This window comes from Caldicellulosiruptoraceae bacterium PP1 (assembly GCA_041320695.1).
In the GTDB taxonomy this organism is placed as follows: domain Bacteria; phylum Bacillota; class Thermoanaerobacteria; order Caldicellulosiruptorales; family Caldicellulosiruptoraceae; genus JBGGOQ01.
This window is the reverse complement of sequence record JBGGOQ010000010.1, coordinates 51,268-70,447: the sequence shown is the minus strand read 5'-3', so window position 1 is coordinate 70,447 and position 19,180 is coordinate 51,268. Positions and strand designations below refer to the sequence as shown.

The window sequence follows — 19,180 nt, the reverse complement described above, 5'->3', positions numbered from 1 at the left end:
ATAGAGCATTCATTTCAACTACTGTTTAATTTTCTAGCTTCTTTCACCGCTTTATCAGCGGCAAGTATAGATTATATACTCTTCTTTTTCGTTTGTCAACCACTTTTTTTGTCTCATTTTGCCTCTACCTTGTCGGCAGCGACAGTTATTTATTATAGCTGTTCTTTTTCTCTTTGTCAACCACTATTTTAAAAAAGTCTTTTTTTATTATAACTTTTTAATAATATTATTATTAAATGTTAAAAACAGAAAAATACTCATTAAAAAATAGCTGACTATCAACTGTTAAGGCTAATTCATGAGTGCCAAGATTATCTGGTTCCCACAATGTATCACTAAAACTTTCATCTTTTAAACTTATTGTCACTCTACCTTTTGCAAATGTACAAACATTATTATTAAATATAGTAACTGCAGTTAGTGGATCATGAAAAGTTACCTCATGGTTAGATTCAACTGACGCAAAATCAAGTACTACTTTCAAAATATCAGATTTACTACTATTAATATCACTTATCTTTTTATCTATTTCAGATAAATTCATCTTGACCTTTTGAGTTACATCAAAACTTACTGATTTAAGTAATTTAACGTCAGCACTATAAACTTTGTATGCTGCATAAGGATCACATAGTACATTCCAATTATTTTCTTTTATATTATTTTCATTATCAAAGTAACCTGCCATTAAAACCAATTCTTTAAGTAATGAAGGTATTTCTGGATCAACCATAAAAAGAACTGCAATGTTTGTTAAGGGTCCTATTCCTAATAATGTAATCTCATTTGGATTTTCTCTTATTATTTTTCGTAAGAATTCAATAGCATATCCTTTTTCAAATTTATCTTTATATTCCCAATTGTTAAGTCTTATGGCTTGGTGAGCAATTGCTTGTTTTTGCTCTGTAAATAATGGTTCTTCTATCCCCGGATAAATAGGTATATCCTTCCCTGAAGCATAGCATAATGCACTTGCCATCATTGCCCTTTTTTCAGCTTCACCACTTACAGTAGTAATGCCCAAAAGTTCACACTCAGGGTTAGCTAATAGGTAAGCCAAACAAAAAGCATCATCAATGTCTCCTCCAATATCAGTATCTAATAGTATTTTCTTTTTATTCATATAAATCATCACCTATTTATTTACAAAGTTATTCTTGGAATCTATTTTTTGCTTCATCAAGTATTGTTTTTGTTGCAGTAGCACCAACTCTTTCAACACCAAGTTCTTTCATTTGCTAGTTGGTATCCTTTTTTGACCTCATCTATTGTAAGTTCAGGTCTTAATAGTGAATGATCTATCATTTTGGCAATTTTATAAACAGTTGTCATATTACCGCCTCCTTAGTTTTCCTGAACACTTCAAAATACTTATCAAAGAACATACTACTATCAACTTCTAGGGCTATTTGATTTGTTGCATTTTCATTATATGTCCATGAAGTTGCACCAAATTTTTCATTATCTAAGTGTACATTAACATTCCCTTTTACAAATTTACATACTTCATTGTTGAATAAAGCAACAGCTGCTAAAGGATCATGAAAGGTAACAATATCATTATTTTCAAACCAAACATCAGCAAAATCTATGACAGGCATTAATAATTCAGAGTTTAAATCTTCAATAATTTTTCTTACCTCTTTTGAATTCATTGTAACCTTTAATGTTACATCTAACCCAACAGATTTATGAACCTTAACACCTGTTTCAAATACTTTTGTTGCAGCATATGGGTCACACATAACATTCCATTCATAACCGTATGTAGTTTTATTTTTGAAATAACCTGCCATCAATATTATTTCTTTTAATAATGTTGGAATTTCAGGGTCTATCATAAAAAGAAGTGCAATATTGGTCAAAGGCCCAATAGCTAATAAAGAAATTTCGTGTGGATGTTCTCTTATTGTCTTTCTTAAAAACTCAATTGCATACCCTTTTTCAAATTCTTTTTTATGTTTCCAATTGCTAAGTTTTTTTGCTTGCTGAGCAATTGGTTGTTTTTGTTCTGAAAATAATGGTTCTTCTATCCCAGGATAAATAGGTATATCCTTCCCTGAAGCATAGCATAATGCACTTGCCATCATTGCCCTTTTCTCAGCTTCACCACTTACTGTTGTTATGCCTAATAGTTCACAATTTGGGTTTCCTAATAGATAAGCTAAGCAAAAAGCATCATCAATGTCTGAACCAATATCTGTATCCAAAATAACCTTCTTTTTTTCCATTTCTATCACCTACTTAAAATATATTATAGTTATAATTTTATACATTGTTAAAAGATTAAAAATCTCATTTTTTTTAAAAATATATCACTTTTACGCATACTAATAATAATTTTTGCTGTTTAAAAGAAAATATTGTAAAATATTTATGTAAATATGACTCTAATACATGACTTAGAAAGGAGACCCATGTATGAAAAAAGTCTTTATATTTTTATTAACCACTATTTTCTTAGTAAATTCTATAATTATAACAAAGGTTAATGCAGATAATCAAAAGGTAAAATTTTCTGACATTGCTTTTTCAAGCACCAAAAACATTGTTGAATACAAAGGAAATGTATATTACATCAATACAAATCAGTCCAATAAGATTTACGTTTATAACCCTATTGATAGAACTAATAAAGTAGCTGTAAATATAGATTCGTGCAATAATTTAACACTTTACAAAGGTAGTTTATTTTTTACAATAGATAAATCGGTGTTAACTGAAAATGATATGAAAATATATAGATATGATATTGATAAAAAAGGACTTAAGTTAATCAAATTAAGTAACATCAAATTAGATAAAATAGATGAAATTGCTGTTTATTCAGATTATTTATATTTTAGAATAGAAAATATGTTATACAGAATAAGCTTAAATAATTATATACCACAATTGATAAATAAGAATGTATCAAGAATTTATAAATTTATATTGTATGATGGATATATATATTTCCTTCAACCGAATGCAAAATTTAAAAGCTCACAATTTATATATTCTGGTGAAAGTCTTTATCGTATGAACCTTAAAACCTTGGGTATTGAACCTATTATGGCTAACCTTAGCGTAGATAACTTTGATTTATATAATAACAAGTTATATTTTTGTGGTAATTTAGATAATAAGCCTAATAGTGATATTTTAGGATACTACAATACTGCTAATGGTAAAATTGTTTATAAATATATAACATTCAAGGCTTACTTACCATACAATGGTAATAATAACGGCTTTATTTTTTCTGATAACTTTATATATTTTTGGGGAAAAGCTGCTGAAAGCTGGCCAGGTGAGCATTATGCAAGTAAGGTCTATAAATTAAATCTAAGTATTTTGGATTCTTCAATTGATAAAATAGAAAAATCTAATTTAGAATATGTTGATATAGAAAAAGAAGAAATTTCATGTCCTTCAACAGTTAAATGGGCTATTAAAAATCAAAAACGAATAATATCAATTAAAGATAATAAAGTTATAAAATATAACTTATTAATGGACTCTAAATATTATATAGTTGATATAACAGACAAATATATTTATTATATTGATAATTTAGGACAAATAATAAAGGCATCTTTAGACCAAAAAGAAAAGTATGTAATAAAGCAAGCAAAAATAGTATCACCAATCGAGTATGCTTCTACAAAAAGATATATATTTATTCATGCCAATGTAAATAATGGAGCATGGTTTGATGAAGACTTTGTATTTAGAATTGATAAACTCAATGATTCAGTAAAATTATTTAAGCCTTCTTCTAGACAATTAAATCTTGTAAGTATAAATGGCCAGTTATATTCATATCCTTGGCTTGGTTTAGGTGGCAAAAAAGAGTATTTTGCTATAAATAAAATTGATGAAAATACATTTACTGAAACATCAATAGTTGAAAGTGGTTGCGATTCTTTATTTCATGTTTATAACAATTATCTCTATTATTTTGACTCAAAGAATAACCTAATCCGTGTAAAGCTTGATGGTTCAGAAAAAAAGATAATTGACAAATTCACTATATTTAGTGACTACTTAGAAAAAAGGCTTGATATAAAGTTTTATAAAGATTATTTTTATTTTGTAAAAACAGCAGCAAACCAGTTATTTTTATTTTCAAAAAATTTAGAAAAAAACAGCAAACTAACATATTCTGTGATGGAACAGGGTACTGATATTCTAGGTATAGACAATAATTATATATATATGAATGATTTTATTGCAGGATTAGATGGAAGCACTGCTAATATAATTTTGAGTTATGATAAGAAGACAAAAAAATATAAAAAGCTTGACAGTTTTTATGGTGAACTAAACATAAAACCATTAAAGAATTTAAGTAGTGAATTTATTTATATAGAAATCCCATCTGTAAGTATTCAAAAGATTTCAAATTAAAAGCATACAGGGAGGCAAATTTAACTGCCTCTCTTTTTTTGTGATACATCTTGCAACTATTAAGTATTATAAAAAATAAAGCATTTTAATAAAATTAAATAAATTGTAATTTATTTATATAAAAATTTATTATAGTAGTTATAAAATAGAATTGTTAATGAAAATTACAAGGAGGTTTACTATGAATAAATTAAATTGGTTTTTACATGATAGGTTTGGTCTTTTTATTCATTTCGGGATATATGCCATACCCGCAAGAGGTGAATGGGTTAGAAATCACGAATCAATAACAGTTGAAGACTATCAAAAATATTTTGATGAATTCAATCCTTATAAGTATGACCCAAAGAAATGGGCAAGAGCTGCTAAAGAGGCAGGAATGAAATATGCTGTTATGACAGCTAAACATCATGATGGCTTTTGTTTGTTTGATAGCAAGCTTACAGATTATAAAGTAACAAATACACCTTATGGTAAAGACATCATAAAAGAATATGTTGAAGCATTTCGTTCTGAAGGTTTAAAGGTTGGTTTTTATTATTCACTTCTTGATTGGCATCATGAGGACTATCCTGTAAAAGAAGATCCTTTCCATCCAATGAGGAATAAACCAGAATACTTTAATGATAATAAGAACTTCTCAAGATATATAAGTTATTTTCATGGACAAGTAAAAGAGCTTCTCACTAACTACGGTAAAATAGATATTATATGGTTTGATTTTTCTTATGGGGATATGTCTGAAGAAAAATGGGAAGCAAGTAAGTTAGTCAAGATGGTTCGTGAATTACAGCCAGAAATAATAATAAATAATCGACTTGGCGGTGATATATTCTCAGAAAATCCAAAGGAATATACAGGTGACTTTACTACCCCTGAGCAAAATATTCCTTCACAAATACTAAAAAATAAATTAGGTAAAGACGTTCCATGGGAAGCTTGTATTACAATGAATGATAACTGGGGATACAACTCATTTGATAAAAACTATAAAACTCCAAAACAGCTTATAAGAACACTTGTTGAATGTGTTAGCAAAGGCGGAAATCTTTTGTTAAATATTGGCCCAAATGCTAAAGGAGAATTCCCAGATGAATCTTTAGAAACACTTAAAATAATAGGAAAATGGATGGATAAGAACAGTGAAAGTATTTATGGATGTTCGTATTCAGATCTTCCAAAACCTGAATGGGGAAGATTTACACAAAAGGGCAATAAACTATATCTACATATATTTGATAAACCTGTTGGTGCAATAGCTCTTGAAAATATGCTTGATAAAGTTGAAAAAGCAAGGCTTTTATCTGACTATTCAGAAATAAAAATAGCTCCCCCATGGTATGCACCACAAGGAACAAACACTTTATATATAAATCTTCCTCACAGCACCCTACCCGATGAAATAGATACTGTCATAGAACTCACTTTAAAATAGTTAAAATTTGTTGTAATATATTTTTATATAAATATGCTAAACTAATTTATATATTATGCAAAACAAGGGGGAATTAATATGCTAATTGATATGCCACTTGAGCAACTAAAAGTTTATCAAGGTAGAAATCCACGACCTGCTGATTTTGACGAATACTGGGATAAAGCACTTAAAGAAATGCACTCAGTTGACCCGCAAGTAGAGTTAATACCTACAAAGGATATCTCAGTTCCTTTTGCTGACTGCTATCATATGTATTTTACAGGTGTGAAAGGTGCAAGGGTTCATGCCAAATTAGTAAAGCCCAAAAATATAAAAGGAAAATGTCCTGCAGTTCTCGTGTTTCATGGCTATTCTTGTAATAGTGGTGATTGGAGTGATAAATTCAACTACGTTGCAGCAGGCTTTATTGTTGCTGCATTAGATGTAAGAGGACAGGGTGGACTTTCAGAAGATGTTGGTGGAGTTAAAGGAAACACATTACATGGTCATATTATTAGAGGTTTAGATGGTGATAAAGAAGACCTTATGTATCGTCAGATATTCTTGGATACTGCACAGCTTGCAAAGATTGTTATGGAAATGCCTGATGTAGATGAGAATAGGGTAGGAGCATTTGGCTATTCTCAAGGTGGAGGACTAACTTTAGCATGTGCTGCATTAGAACCAAGAATAAAAAGATTAGCACCTGTTTATCCTTTCCTATGTGACTACAAGAGAGTCTGGGAAATGGATCTTGCTAAAGATGCATATGATGAGCTAAAGACATATTTCAGATGGTTTGACCCACTTCATGAACGAGAAGATGAGATTTTTGAAAGGCTTGGCTACATAGATGTTCAACATTTAGCAAGTAGAATTAAAGGTGAGGTCATGATGGCAACTGGACTTATGGATACTATCTGCCCTCCTTCAACACAGTTTGCAGCATTTAATAAAATACAGTCAAAAAAGCAGGTTTTGATATATCCTGACTTTACCCACGAAGGAATAAACGGTCTCAATGATAAGATATTCTCATTTATGATGGGATTATAATATTTTTAAATATAGGGACTGCCAATCATCATCCATTGGTAGTCCCTATTATATTCATTGACAAATCACTATTTCCTACTTTTAAAAGTTGATTTTTCAACATATAGTTAATTACCTTTTTTGTTTTAAAAAATGCATCTTTACTATTTAATCCTTTGGCTAAAAAACCTGATAAAAGCGAGGAATAAGTACAACCAGTGCCATGTATTTTATCAGTAGAAATATGTTTTTTGGATAATGTCAAAATAAATTCCTTCCCATTGCAAAAGCTATCAATAGCATACTTTGAAGGAAAATGTCCACCTTTTATTACAGAATTATTTACACCTAAAGATATTAATTTAGAATGTGCTAATTTTAAATCATCAATATTCATTAGTTTGGTTTCTGTTAATATCTCGGCCTCATTTAAATTTGGAGTTATAATTGAACAAAGTCTAATAAGTTTATCTCTCATCAAAATAAGACCTTCTTTTGTAATTAAATCCTTTTCACTAGTTGATTTTATTACTGGGTCTAATACAATATTTTTTAAGTTATACTTTTTTATAAGAAAAATAAGCTTTTCAGCAATATCTTCATTTCCAAGCATTCCTATCTTTACAGCATCAAACTGAATATCCTTTAATATAAATTCTGCTTGCCTTAAAAAGAAATCCCCATCAATTGATTTTACTGCCTCTACCTTTTGAGTATTCTGAATTGTTAAAGCAGTTTGAATAAAAGCTCCATAAACTCCAAGCATATTTAATATTTTTATATCATGGCATCCCCCAGCACCACATGAGGGATCAAATCCGGCTATCACTAAAACCTTTTTCATATATTTCACCTATTATTTTAATGTACTATTCTTTATAGCACAAAGTTCTCCACACATGGTACATTCTTTGTTTTCTATTGTTTGAGAGTATTCTTTAGCTTTTGGTGGATAGATTGAAGTATTTATCATTTTTCCCCAATCAAAATTTGCTCTGGCTTTTGACATTATGATATCCTTTTCAAGTTCTGATTTTATTCCTTTTGCTATATTAGCACTATGAGCTGCAATCTTAAAAGCTATTATCCCTTCTTTAACATCGTCATATGTTGGTAGCCTTAAATGCTCTGCAGGTGTTACATAGCATAAAAAATCTGCCCCATTTAGTGCTGCAATTAATGCCCCCATGGCACCAGAAATGTGATCGTATCCGGCTGCAATATCAGTGGTTAATGGACCTAAAACATAGAAAGGAGCACCACCACATAATTTTTTTTCTAAAATCATATTTGCAGCAATCTCATTTGCCCTCATATGCCCAGGACCTTCAATTATTACCTGAACATCATTTTGCCAAGCATATTGGGTAAGCTCTCCTAATGTTATTAACTCTTCAATTTGATATTTATCAGTTGCATCAGAAATTGCCCCTGGTCTTAAAGCATCTCCAAGACTTATTACTACATCATGTTTCTTGCATATTTTAACTATTTCATCAAAATACTCGTAAAGTGGGTTTTCGGAGTTATTTTTAAGCATCCATTGATAAATCATAGCCCCACCACGTGAGACAATTTTGAGAATTCTTTCTGATTTATCAATGTCTAATATTGTTTTTCTGGTAAGGCCTGCATGTATTGTAAAAAAGTCTACTCCTTCTTCTGCCCATTTTTCAATTGTTTCAATTATTTGTGACTTTGTAATTTTTGTAAATTCACTATTTAAAATAGCAATATCATATACAGGCACAGTTCCAACTATAAAATCGAAGTTATTTAATAGTTCTTTTCTGAACTTATAAGAATCAATTCCAGAAGATAGATCCATAACAGATTCAACCTCTAATTTTTGACAAAGCTCAGCTTTTTTCATCTCTTCTTCAAAACTTGAACATGATTTTGAAACACCAATATTTGCATTTATCTTTACCTTAAGACCTTCACCAATTGCAAAATACTTTTTTCTTTTTCTATTTTTATTTGCTGGAATAACAATCTTACCTTCTGCTAATTTTTTTATAAAAACTTTATCTTCAATTTCTTCTTTATTAAGTGCATTCAACATTATATCATTAAATGTATTTTCTTTGGCTAATCTCATAATAGTTTTACTATTCATTTTCATCTAACCCTTTCATAATTTCATAAATTTTCATTACTTTTTCTTTAATATTGTAAGCTCCAACAATTTCAGTAACCATAGCAATGCATTTGGCACCACTCTCAATAACTTTAAAAAGGTTATTTTCCTTTATACCCCCAATAGCTACAAAAGGTATTGTAAGATTTTCATTTGCCCACTTTATAAATTCAAGCCCTCTTGGCTTTATATATATACCTTTTGTATATGTTTCAAATATTGGTCCAAGCCCGATATAATCAGCTCCATTTTCTTGTGCTAAAATTGCTTGTTCTTTAGTATGAGCTGTAACACCAATTATTTTTTCTTGTCCTAAAAAGTTCTTAACAACTTCAATTGGATAATCGTTTTGTCCTATGTGAATGCCATCAGCATCAACAATTTGGCATAAATCAATATGGTCATTTACAATCAAAACGGCATTGTATTCATCTGTTAGTTTTTTTATTTGATTGCATTCATAATATTTTTCTCTTTGAGACTTTTCTTTTTCTCTATATTGTATTATTTTTACGCCACTATCTAACATCTCTTTAACCACTTCAATGTTATTCTTGCCATTAGAAAACTTTTCACATGTTAAACAATATAGCTCTCTGGCTTTAAAAAGATCCAACTTTTGATGTTTTGTCATTAAATAAGCACCATCCTTAAAACTTCATCAGCTTGAATATTAGAAATTGCCATAACCTTGGGTGAAAGTGGACTAAATTTATCAATTGAACTAATAAAATCACCTATAACTACATAATTTCTACCTCTTGTAATTTTTATATTCTCACAGTTACCATATCCAGCAACACCTGATGCACAAACAACTTTTTTATTTAGCTTTATACATACCTCAAAAACATATTTTTTAAGATTAGGTTTATCTAATGCCTCGGCAACTATATGGTATTTTTTTATAATACTTTCTAAATCAAGCTTTGTAATATCACCATTTATTGTTTCTATTTGGCATTCAGGATTAATATTTAATAAATTCTCTTTAAGAGCCTGTGTTTTATAAATACCTATTTGATTTAAAAAATAAAACTGCCTATTAAGATTTGAGATTTCAACTTTATCAAAATCAGTTAAGGTAATATTTAAAAACCCACATCTTACTAATGAGTGGGCTAAATTTGAGCCAAGACCACCACAACCAATTATTAATATCTTTGTGCTTTGAATTTTTTGTATTTCATCTTGTGTGAAATATCTTAAAAGCATATTGCTAAAATTATTCATTTATTAAAGCCCCTTTAAGCCAATTTGTAAAATCAACTCGAAACCCTTTATTTTGTATAACTTGTACTATGCTATCAACACCTCTTGTATCCTCTACCTCAAATTGTGGAGTTTTTGTATTTTTACTGTCTTTGGTGTATCCACCTACTGTTGTTTTTGATCCTGCTGACATCTTCGTTACACCATATCCTATCAGAGCATCTCTTAGAGTGCTTTTTTCTCTTGTAGAGATATTTATACCAACACTTTTTAAAAACACTCGAGCAATAAATATATATTTGAGAAGTTCCTTGTCACTGCAGTTAAATTTTGAGTTAAAATTTATATTCTCTTTTTTAAACCTTGGAAAAGAAATTGATATTTCACATTTTGGATATTTATCTTGTAGATATTTTGCATGTAGTACAGTCAAATAAGCATCAATCTTGTGATTGGAAAGTCCTAACAAGGCCCCAATACTTACCTCTTTTACACCTGCATTTATTGCTCTTTCTGGTGTTTGAAGTCTATATAAGAAATTGGTTTTGGGACCCCTTAAATGAAGCTTTTGATAGTCTTCTTCTATATATGTTTCTTGATAAATTGTTATACCAATAAGTCCATTTCCCACCAAAGATCTATATTCTTCTTCTGAAAGAGGGTATACTTCTATTGAAACCTCCGAGAAAATATTAGCTGCTATTTTAACAGCTTCACTTATAAAGTCAAAAGGTGAATGAGTTCTATCTTCCCCAGTTAGTATAATAATGCTGTCAATGCCAGTTTCTTTTATTGCAAGCATCTCTTCTTTTATTTGTTCTATTGAAAGCTTCTCTCTTTTACCTTTAAAATTAAGTGGTGAAAAACCGCAGTATGTGCAAAGATTGCAGCAATAATTTGAAATATATAAAGGGCTATACAAAAGTATTGACCTTCCAAAATACATATTAGTTATCTTTTGAGATTCTTGTCCTAAAGCTAAAATATACTCATTATTATCTATGTTTATTAGTTTAACTAAATCAAGTAAATCTAAATTTTCTTTATTTACAATTTTTAAAAATTCATCTTTTGTTAAAGTATAATCCTTATAAGATTCAAAAAAATCAATTAAGTATGATATTGTATTAATATCAAAAGTATTTAATGAACTTTTCATTACTCTACACCTCTATTTATTCTGCACCATGAATGATATCAAACAGTGGTGATGAAGCATTTGCATATTCATACTCTTGAAGTAGTCCTATATCAAAAGCAAGTCTTCCTGCTTCAACAGCTTTAGAAAAGGCTTTTGTCATCTCAACAGGATTATTTGATGTTGCAATTGCTGTATTTATTAAAACGGCATCAGCACCAAATTCCATTGCTTTTGCTGCATGAGATGGTCTTCCTATTCCTGCATCGACAATGACAGGTATTTTAACCTCATTAATTATGGGTTTTAAAAGCACCTCACAACCTATTCCTTTATTTGTCCCAATAGGTGAAGCAAGTGGCATAACCGCTTTAACTCCAATATTTTCAAGCTCTTTAGCAAGTCCTAAATCAGGATAGATATACGGAAATACATCAAAGCCTAATTTAACTAATTCTTCACATGCTTTTAAGGTTTCAATACTATCTGGAAAAAGATATTTTAAGTCCTTTTCAATCTCAACCTTAACCCAATTAGAATTTGAAAGTTCTCTTCCTATTTGAGCTATTTTTACTGCTTCTTTGTAATTTGTTGCACCTGATGTATTAAGCATTATTATGGCATCTTTAGGAATATATTCTAAAATACTTTTTGTATGCTTTGTATTTGGCCCAACACGTCTTAATGAAACAGTAAAAACTTCAACATTAGCATTAGTATAAATCTCAGGTATTATTTCATAACTTGGTAGTTTTCCTGTCCCTACAAATAATCTTGATTTTAGTTTTTTATTTGCAATCTCAAATTCCATTTTTTATACCTCCCATTATTTTTTATCCTCCACCAACAAAGCTAATTACCTCAACATAATCTCCTTCTTTAACATAATAAAAATTGTAATCTTCTTTTTTGATAATTTCTGAATTGACTAAAATTGCTACAGTATCTTTACTTAGCCCAATAATTTTTAAAAGATCCATTAAGTTACCTTTAAACTGGTATTCTTCTCCATTTAAAAATATCAAAAAACATCACCTCCTTAAAAAAGAAAAACCGCTGGGTAAGTTCTCCAGCGGTAAGTTAAATTTATTTTGGTAAATTCATTTTGGAAAGATGGTTTTATTAAAAAAGCCTCTAATACCGGACAAGAATGGTATTAAAGGCTTTATAAACACTTTCACTTAACCTTGTCCCTACGCCGGCATTACCCGTTCAGGTTCAATGGGTTATAGGCAAGGATTTTTTGCCTATTCTCAGCCAAGTTTTACCCCTTAGCACCCCAAAGGCAATATTCAATTTTAAGTAATTATAACACGTGTTGTATTTATATTCAATAATATTTTATTGAAAAATACACTACATTTTAAAAATAATAGTATAATTAAATATATACGTTTTTGGAGGCATAAGATAATGAAAGCTATTATTAACGGAAGAATAATTTTACGAGATAAGATTGTTAACGATAAGGTTCTCTTATTTGAGGATAATATTATTGATATTGCTGATAGAATTGATTTTAATGGTAATATTGATATCATTGATGCAAATGGAAAGTATATCGCTCCTGGCTTTATTAATCTTCATATACATGGTTGTAATGGATATGATGTAATGGACAACAACAGTATTGAAAAGATTTCAAAAACATTGCTTAAAACAGGTGTTACATCCTTTCTTGCTACAACAATGTCTGTTGAGTTTTCATTGATTGAAAAAACACTTAAGCAAATAAAAGATTATATAAAAAATAGTAATAAATATTCACAAGTTTTAGGTATTCATTTAGAAGGCCCATTTATAAATAAAAAATATAAGGGTGCACATGATGAGAGGTATATTTTAAAGCCTTCTTTTGATTTAATTGAAAGCTATAATGATTTAATTAAATTAGTTACAATAGCACCTGAAGTTGAAGGAGCTTTTGAATTTATTAAAAGAGCAAATGATGAAAATATTGTTATTTCAATTGGTCACACAAATGCTACATATGAGCAAGCAAAGCTTGCAATTGAGTTTGGGGCAAGGCATGTAACACATACCTTTAATGCAATGATTCCTTTAAATCATAGAAATCCCGGTGTTTTAGGTGCTGTTTTACTTGATTCTAAAGTAACATGTGAGATTATACCAGATAATGTTCACCTTCATCCCTCAATAATTAATGTGCTATTAAAGCTTAAGGGGATTGACAATATTATTATTGTTACCGATTCAATGAAAGCCTGCCTTTTAGGTGATGGTGAATATGATTTGGGCGGCTTTAAGGTTTTTGTAAAAAATAATAAGGCTACTCTATCAGATGGGACAATTGCAGGAAGTGTAATCCCAATGAATTTAGCTGTTAAGAACTTTTATAATATTACTCAGTTACCACTTTATGATTGTTTTAAAGCAGCCTCATTAAATCCTGCAAAGCTTCTTAAAATTGACAACAAATATGGAAGCATAGAAAAAGGTAAACTTGCTAATCTTATTGTATTCGATGACCAATTTAATATAAACGCTACTATTGTTGAAGGTAACATTTTATATAAGAATAATTAAATTATAAAAGAGGCTACTTTCCAATTTATATTTATTATTTGGAAGGCAGCCTCTTTATTTATATAAGTGTATTTATGAATAAATTTATTTACCTAATGTCATAGCTGTTTCTTTCAATTGTTTTCTAATCTGAATTTTTTGTGGACATTTTTCTTCACAAATACCACATTCAATACATTCTTCTGCTTTTTTGCCTGATAACCATTGAACTGTCCCAATCTTTGCATACTCACCTTTTGCATAATCTGTAAGACCATAAACCCTATGATAGTTCATCAATTGGAAGTTAAGTGGTATATTAACCCCTTGTGGGCATGGCATGCAGTAGTTGCATCCTGTGCAGTAAAGTTCAGCAAGCCTTTTATTTTCTTCCATTGATGCATTTATTCTCTCCAATTCCTCTTGGCTTAGTGGATTTGGATTTGAAGCAACAGCACAGTTTTCTTCAACCATCTTAATTGAACTCATTCCAGATAATGCACATGATACATTTGGATTTGCTAGAACAAATCTAAGTGCAAGTTCGGCATTTGAATTTACTTTACCAGGAAGCAGGCTCTTGATAACTGGAGATGGACTTCCAAGTCTTCCACCACCAACAGGCCCCATTATAACAACACCTAATCCTTTAGAAGCTGCGTAAGCAATAGCTTCTTCATTGCTTCTGTCAAGAAGGTTATATTGGCAAAGAACTGTTTCAAATGGAGCTTCATCTATTATTTTAATCATATTTTCTGGCTTATCGTGGAATGAGAAAGAAATATGTTTAATAAGGCCTTGTTCTTTTGCCTTAATTGCTGCATCAAGAGGACCATCTTTTTTAAGAATGCTATTTGTTAATGTCTGGTAGTTTATTCCCCACATATGATAAAAATCAATATAATCTGTATCTAATTTTTTAAGTGATCTTTCTAGTCTTTCAAGAAAATGCTCACCAGAGTCATCTTCAATTGGATTTTTTGTAGAAAGATATACCTTATCTCTATATCCTTTCAAAGCCTTACCTACAATTATTTCGCTTTGTCCGTCACAATAGTAAGGTGCTGTGTCTATGTAATTAACGCCAAGTTCAAAAGCCCTGTGTATAATTCTAATACTTTCTTCTTCATCAAATACAAATTTGCCATTGACCTCTTTTTGAGGAAGTCTCATAGCCCCAAAGCCTAATGCGGAAATTTCAACCCCTGTATTACCAAAATTTCTATATAACATGTTTAAACCTCCTTAAAAATTAACACGCGTTCATAGTATATAATTTTAATTATTCATTTATATAAATGATATCATGTTGGGCTAATATTTTTCAATTAGTAAATATACACATATTTTGCAACTAATTATTGTATTTTTTGATAACTAAAATTACAATTGTATGTGCTAACATATGTGGCAAAAATAAGATCTATAAGAAGATGGGAAAATGGGACAGGAAGAACCGTCCCCGGTGGCTCACTGTGAGCCAGGGAGAACCGTCCCCATTGGCTCTCCCTGCTTGCCAGATTTTTTACGCTTCTGTTGGTATTGGGTTATCTTCGTTCATTAGAGCCATAAACTCATCACCAGAAAGTTTTTCTTTTTCAATTAATGCATTTGCTATTCTATGAAGCCTATGCATGTTTTCTTTTAGTATGCTTTCTGCTTTTGAATAAGCATCTTCAATTATTCTTTTTATTTCTCTATCTATCTCAGAAGCAACTTCTTCTGAATAGTTTCTGCTCATAGCAAGGTCTCTTCCTAAGAAAACCTCTTCTTGATCTGTTCCAAAGGTCATTGGTCCAAGTTTATCGCTCATACCGTATTTTGTTACCATATCACGAGCAATTTTTGTCGCCCTTTTAATATCGCTTGAAGCCCCTGTTGAAACATCACTTAATACAATTTGTTCAGCTACTCTACCACCAAGAAGTGTAATAATCTCTTTTATCATATCTGATTTCGATGAGTAGAACTTATCCTCCTTAGGAAGATACATTGTATAGCCGCCTGCATATCCTCTTGGTATTATTGAAACCTCATGAACAGGTTCGGTATCAGGCATCATTGTTCTAACAATAGCATGTCCTGCTTCATGGTATGCAGTCAATTTCTTTTCTTTTTCGGTATATACTCTGCTCTTTTTTTCTGGCCCCATAAGAACCTTTGTAACAGCTTCCTGAATTTCTTCCATGCTTATTTGTTTTTTGCCTTTTCTTGCTGTTAAAAGTGCTGCTTCATTAAGAAGATTTTCTAGATCAGCACCAGTAAAGCCGGCTGTAATCTTTGCAATTGCATCTATCTTTACATCATCACCAATTGGTTTATTTCTTGCATGTACCTTTAGAATTTCTTCTCTTGCTTTTGAGTCCGGAACATTTACTACAATTTGTCTATCAAATCTTCCAGGCCTTAAAAGTGCAGGATCTAATATATCAGGTCTATTTGTTGCTGCCATAATAATTATTCCTTCATTTGTCCCAAAACCGTCCATCTCAACAAGTAGTTGATTAAGTGTCTGTTCTCTTTCATCATGTCCGCCACCAAGCCCTGCACCTCTGTGTCTACCTACGGCATCTATTTCGTCTATGAAAACAACACATGGTGAATTCTTTTTAGCTTGGTCAAAGAGGTCTCTTACCCTTGCTGCACCAACACCTACAAACATTTCAACAAAGTCTGAACCGGATATACTGAAAAATGGAACTCCAGCCTCTCCTGCAACAGCCTTTGCAAGAAGTGTTTTACCAGTTCCAGGAGGCCCAACAAGCAATATACCTTTTGGAATTCTTGCACCAAGTTCAATATATTTTCTTGGATTCTTCAAAAAATCAATTACCTCTTTTAATTCTTCCTTTTCCTCATCTGCTCCTGCTACATCGTTAAATGTAACCTTCTTTTTTAGATCTTGAAGGGTTTTTGCTCTGCTTTTACTAAATGACATTACCTTGCTTCCGCCACCTTGTGTTTGCTGAAGCATAAATAGCCAAAAGAATATAAGTAAGCCTGCAAAAACAAGCATAGGTAGTAGTGTTGTTAGCCACCATGGAACTTGAGGTGGTATTTTTGTTATAACTTCAATTTTGCCAGTTTCCATTTCTGTTTTAATTTGATTCAAAAATACATCAGGTGAAGGAACAAAAACATTTTCAAATTTCTCACCTGATTTATATACACCACTTACTTCATATGATGTAAGTGTAATACTTTCTACTTTACCAGCTTTAATATCATTTATAAGCTGTGAATAAACAACATTCTTTTTTTCAGAAACATTCAGTAGCCCTTTTCCACCATCAATAAAACTTAAAATGGAAAGAACTAAAATAATAATTACAATATATAATGTTGCAGTTTTAAATAAGTTTTTCAAAGCCTACATGGCACTCCTTTCAGTAAAATTAACTTACTCTAACACTCCAATGTATGGTAGATTTCTATAAAGTCCAGCATAATCAAGGCCATACCCAATTACAAATTTATCTGGTATCTCAAAGCCTTTATAGTCAACATCAACCTGTACCTTTCTTCTGCTTGGTTTATCAAGCATAGTGCAAATTTTCAGACTTTTTGGTTTTCTTGCAAGTAGATATTCCTTAATATACTTTAATGTAAGTCCTGTATCAACAATATCTTCTACAAGTAGGACATCCTTCCCTTCAATACTTGTATCTAAATCTTTCATTATTCTAACAATACCTGATGATGATGTAGAATTTCCATAGCTTGAAACAGCCATAAATTCAATTTTTACAGGAACATCTACAGCTCTAATCAAATCAGCCATAAATATTACACCGCCTTTTAGTATACAAACCATCAAAAAGTCATCGCTATTTTTATAATCTTCAGATATCTGCTTTCCTAATTCAATCACCTTATCTTTTAGCTGTTGTTCAGTTATTAAAATTTCTTTAACCTTATTTTTTATGTCTGTCACAACATATACTCCTCTCTACTTGTTTTTATGTCATTTACTTTAATGCCAATCAAAGAAGAACCATCATTATTTTTTAAATACTTCACATTAACAATATACCCATTTTTTGAATTTATTTTCTCTAAAATTGCAATAACTTCATTATCAACTGTTAAAAGTGGTATTTTATTTTTTATCCTTGATGGAATCTTTAAATCATTAAAAAGGTCCTTTAGTTTTTTTCTACCAAATTCAAGATTTATATAATCACCATCTCTTCTATTTCGAATAGATAATATCTTAAACTCTTTGGGAATATTAACATATAAATTATACCCCTCAATCCGATTTTGTAACACATCAAGAATTATCTCTTTATTTGGTAATATAATCTTTTGATTTTCAAATGCTTCAAAAGTAAAATAAAAATTGAAATCTAAATCCTTTTTATAGAGGACAATTCCATCAACTTGCTTTTCAATTATTATATCCTCAATAATAAATTTGCTACCAGTCTGTAAATGAAATAACTTAATAATCTCATTTACATTTTTAATGTTAGGAATAATGTTGAAATTTTTAAGTGCTTTTCTAATAAAAAAGGACTTAATAAATTGGTCCTCATTTATTATTCTCTTAAAATCAATAATAAAAAAAGGTGTGTCCCATCTAAGTATATTTTTATATTTTTCTTGAATAATCTTATTTAAATAATATTGTTCTTGTCTTAATATTTCAATAGTTGAGGATATAGCTTGAGATATTTGAGGATTGAAATGACTTTTTACATAAGGTAATAATTCATTCCTTACTCTATTTCTTTTATATTTCAATGTTTTGTTAGTCTCATCCTCAACAAATTTAATATTGTTGGTTCTTGCATATTCTTGTATTTGGTCTCTTGTTGTATCAATAAGAGGCCTTGATATCCAGCCTCTCTTCGGTGGAATTGACAAAAGTCCATCAATCCCACTACCCCTAAAGAGATTTAGAAAAAATGTTTCAACAACATCATTTTTGTTATGGCCAAGAATTAATCTATCAAATCCAATTTTCTTTTTTAGTTCTTCAAAAAAGCTATACCTTGCAACGCGACCTGCTTCCTCTTCTGATAACTTTTTTTCTTCTTTAAATTGCTTAATATCTACCCTTTTTATATAAATAGGAATACCTTTTTTTTCACAGAAAGACTTTACAAATAACTCGTCAGAAGTTGCATTTTCTCTTAGCATATGATTTAAATGAGCAACAGATATACAAATATTATATTCATCTTTTATTTTAAGCATAATATCTAATAATGTCATGGAATCAATACCGCCAGAGCATGCAACCAAGACTTTTTCATTTTTCTCTAATAATGAAAATCTTTCTATTGTATCTTTTACTTTTAAAAGCAGATCCAAA

At 30.3% G+C, this 19,180-nt stretch carries 17 protein-coding genes and 1 riboswitch; of the genes, 4 read left to right on the top strand and 13 right to left on the bottom strand.

Annotation, left to right across the window (positions count from 1 at the left end; genetic code table 11):
* Window positions 1–232: 232 nt before the first annotated feature.
* Together ACAG39_10670 and ACAG39_10665 are read right to left on the bottom strand one after the other, a co-directional pair.
* Window positions 233–1,123: a nucleoside hydrolase gene (locus tag ACAG39_10670; protein MEZ0537696.1), complete on the bottom strand. Its 891-nt coding sequence runs from the start codon at window positions 1,121–1,123 to the stop codon at window positions 233–235.
* A 205-nt stretch (window positions 1,124–1,328) separates the two neighbouring features.
* Window positions 1,329–2,231, bottom strand: a complete 903-nt coding sequence (locus tag ACAG39_10665; GenBank protein MEZ0537695.1) for a nucleoside hydrolase — start codon at window positions 2,229–2,231, stop codon at window positions 1,329–1,331.
* A 190-nt stretch (window positions 2,232–2,421) separates the two neighbouring features.
* On the opposite strand from ACAG39_10665, the gene ACAG39_10660 reads away from it, so the two are divergent.
* From ACAG39_10660 to ACAG39_10650, 3 genes are all read left to right on the top strand, one after another.
* Window positions 2,422–4,392, top strand: a complete 1,971-nt coding sequence (locus tag ACAG39_10660) for a hypothetical protein (GenBank protein ID MEZ0537694.1) — start codon at window positions 2,422–2,424, stop codon at window positions 4,390–4,392.
* 181 nt (window positions 4,393–4,573) lie between these two features.
* The gene (locus ACAG39_10655; GenBank protein ID MEZ0537693.1) at window positions 4,574–5,827 is read left to right on the top strand and encodes an alpha-L-fucosidase; all 1,254 of its coding nucleotides are present in this window, start codon (window positions 4,574–4,576) and stop codon (window positions 5,825–5,827) included.
* 78 nt (window positions 5,828–5,905) lie between these two features.
* Window positions 5,906–6,865, top strand: coding sequence for an acetylxylan esterase (locus ACAG39_10650; GenBank protein MEZ0537692.1), 960 nt, complete (start codon window positions 5,906–5,908; stop codon window positions 6,863–6,865).
* Window positions 6,866–6,893: 28 nt separating this feature from the next.
* Here the strand turns inward: ACAG39_10650 and thiD are convergent, their stop codons facing one another.
* The 7 genes from thiD to thiS are packed head-to-tail and all read right to left on the bottom strand — an operon-like array spanning window position 6,894 to window position 12,359.
* A complete protein-coding gene (gene thiD / locus ACAG39_10645; protein MEZ0537691.1) occupies window positions 6,894–7,688 on the bottom strand; it encodes a bifunctional hydroxymethylpyrimidine kinase/phosphomethylpyrimidine kinase in 795 nt (264 codons plus the stop codon).
* Window positions 7,689–7,700: 12 nt separating this feature from the next.
* A complete protein-coding gene (gene thiC / locus ACAG39_10640) occupies window positions 7,701–8,963 on the bottom strand; it encodes a phosphomethylpyrimidine synthase ThiC (GenBank protein MEZ0537690.1) in 1,263 nt (420 codons plus the stop codon).
* The gene (gene thiE, locus ACAG39_10635; protein MEZ0537689.1) at window positions 8,956–9,618 is read right to left on the bottom strand and encodes a thiamine phosphate synthase; all 663 of its coding nucleotides are present in this window, start codon (window positions 9,616–9,618) and stop codon (window positions 8,956–8,958) included. Before thiE ends, thiC begins: the two co-directional genes overlap by 8 nt.
* Window positions 9,618–10,217: a sulfur carrier protein ThiS adenylyltransferase ThiF gene (thiF, locus tag ACAG39_10630; GenBank protein MEZ0537688.1), complete on the bottom strand. Its 600-nt coding sequence runs from the start codon at window positions 10,215–10,217 to the stop codon at window positions 9,618–9,620. Before thiF ends, thiE begins: the two co-directional genes overlap by 1 nt.
* Complete coding sequence (thiH, locus tag ACAG39_10625) at window positions 10,210–11,355, bottom strand: 2-iminoacetate synthase ThiH (GenBank protein ID MEZ0537687.1); 1,146 nt, start codon at window positions 11,353–11,355, stop codon at window positions 10,210–10,212. Before thiH ends, thiF begins: the two co-directional genes overlap by 8 nt.
* Window positions 11,356–11,371: 16 nt before the next feature.
* A complete protein-coding gene (locus ACAG39_10620; protein ID MEZ0537686.1) occupies window positions 11,372–12,145 on the bottom strand; it encodes a thiazole synthase in 774 nt (257 codons plus the stop codon).
* A gap of 22 nt (window positions 12,146–12,167) precedes the next feature.
* On the bottom strand, window positions 12,168–12,359 hold the full coding sequence (gene thiS, locus ACAG39_10615) for a sulfur carrier protein ThiS (GenBank protein MEZ0537685.1): 192 nt from the start codon (window positions 12,357–12,359) through the stop codon (window positions 12,168–12,170).
* 147 nt (window positions 12,360–12,506) lie between these two features.
* A riboswitch (TPP riboswitch) is annotated at window positions 12,507–12,626 on the bottom strand.
* Between the two features lie 121 nt (window positions 12,627–12,747).
* Between thiS and nagA the strand changes: the two genes are divergently transcribed.
* Window positions 12,748–13,881: an N-acetylglucosamine-6-phosphate deacetylase gene (nagA, locus tag ACAG39_10610; protein ID MEZ0537684.1), complete on the top strand. Its 1,134-nt coding sequence runs from the start codon at window positions 12,748–12,750 to the stop codon at window positions 13,879–13,881.
* Between the two features lie 84 nt (window positions 13,882–13,965).
* Here the strand turns inward: nagA and ACAG39_10605 are convergent, their stop codons facing one another.
* The 4 genes from ACAG39_10605 to tilS all read right to left on the bottom strand — a co-directional run bounded on the left by ACAG39_10605 (window position 13,966) and on the right by tilS (window position 19,179).
* Window positions 13,966–15,093 carry an aldo/keto reductase gene (locus tag ACAG39_10605; GenBank protein ID MEZ0537683.1) on the bottom strand — a complete coding sequence of 376 codons (1,128 nt, stop codon included), beginning with the start codon at window positions 15,091–15,093 and terminating at the stop codon, window positions 13,966–13,968.
* Window positions 15,094–15,385: 292 nt separating this feature from the next.
* The gene (gene ftsH, locus ACAG39_10600) at window positions 15,386–17,188 is read right to left on the bottom strand and encodes an ATP-dependent zinc metalloprotease FtsH (GenBank protein ID MEZ0537682.1); all 1,803 of its coding nucleotides are present in this window, start codon (window positions 17,186–17,188) and stop codon (window positions 15,386–15,388) included.
* 72 nt (window positions 17,189–17,260) lie between these two features.
* Window positions 17,261–17,794: a hypoxanthine phosphoribosyltransferase gene (gene hpt / locus ACAG39_10595; protein ID MEZ0537681.1), complete on the bottom strand. Its 534-nt coding sequence runs from the start codon at window positions 17,792–17,794 to the stop codon at window positions 17,261–17,263.
* On the bottom strand, window positions 17,791–19,179 hold the full coding sequence (gene tilS, locus ACAG39_10590; GenBank protein MEZ0537680.1) for a tRNA lysidine(34) synthetase TilS: 1,389 nt from the start codon (window positions 19,177–19,179) through the stop codon (window positions 17,791–17,793). Before tilS ends, hpt begins: the two co-directional genes overlap by 4 nt.
* Between the last annotated feature and the right edge of the window lies 1 nt (window position 19,180).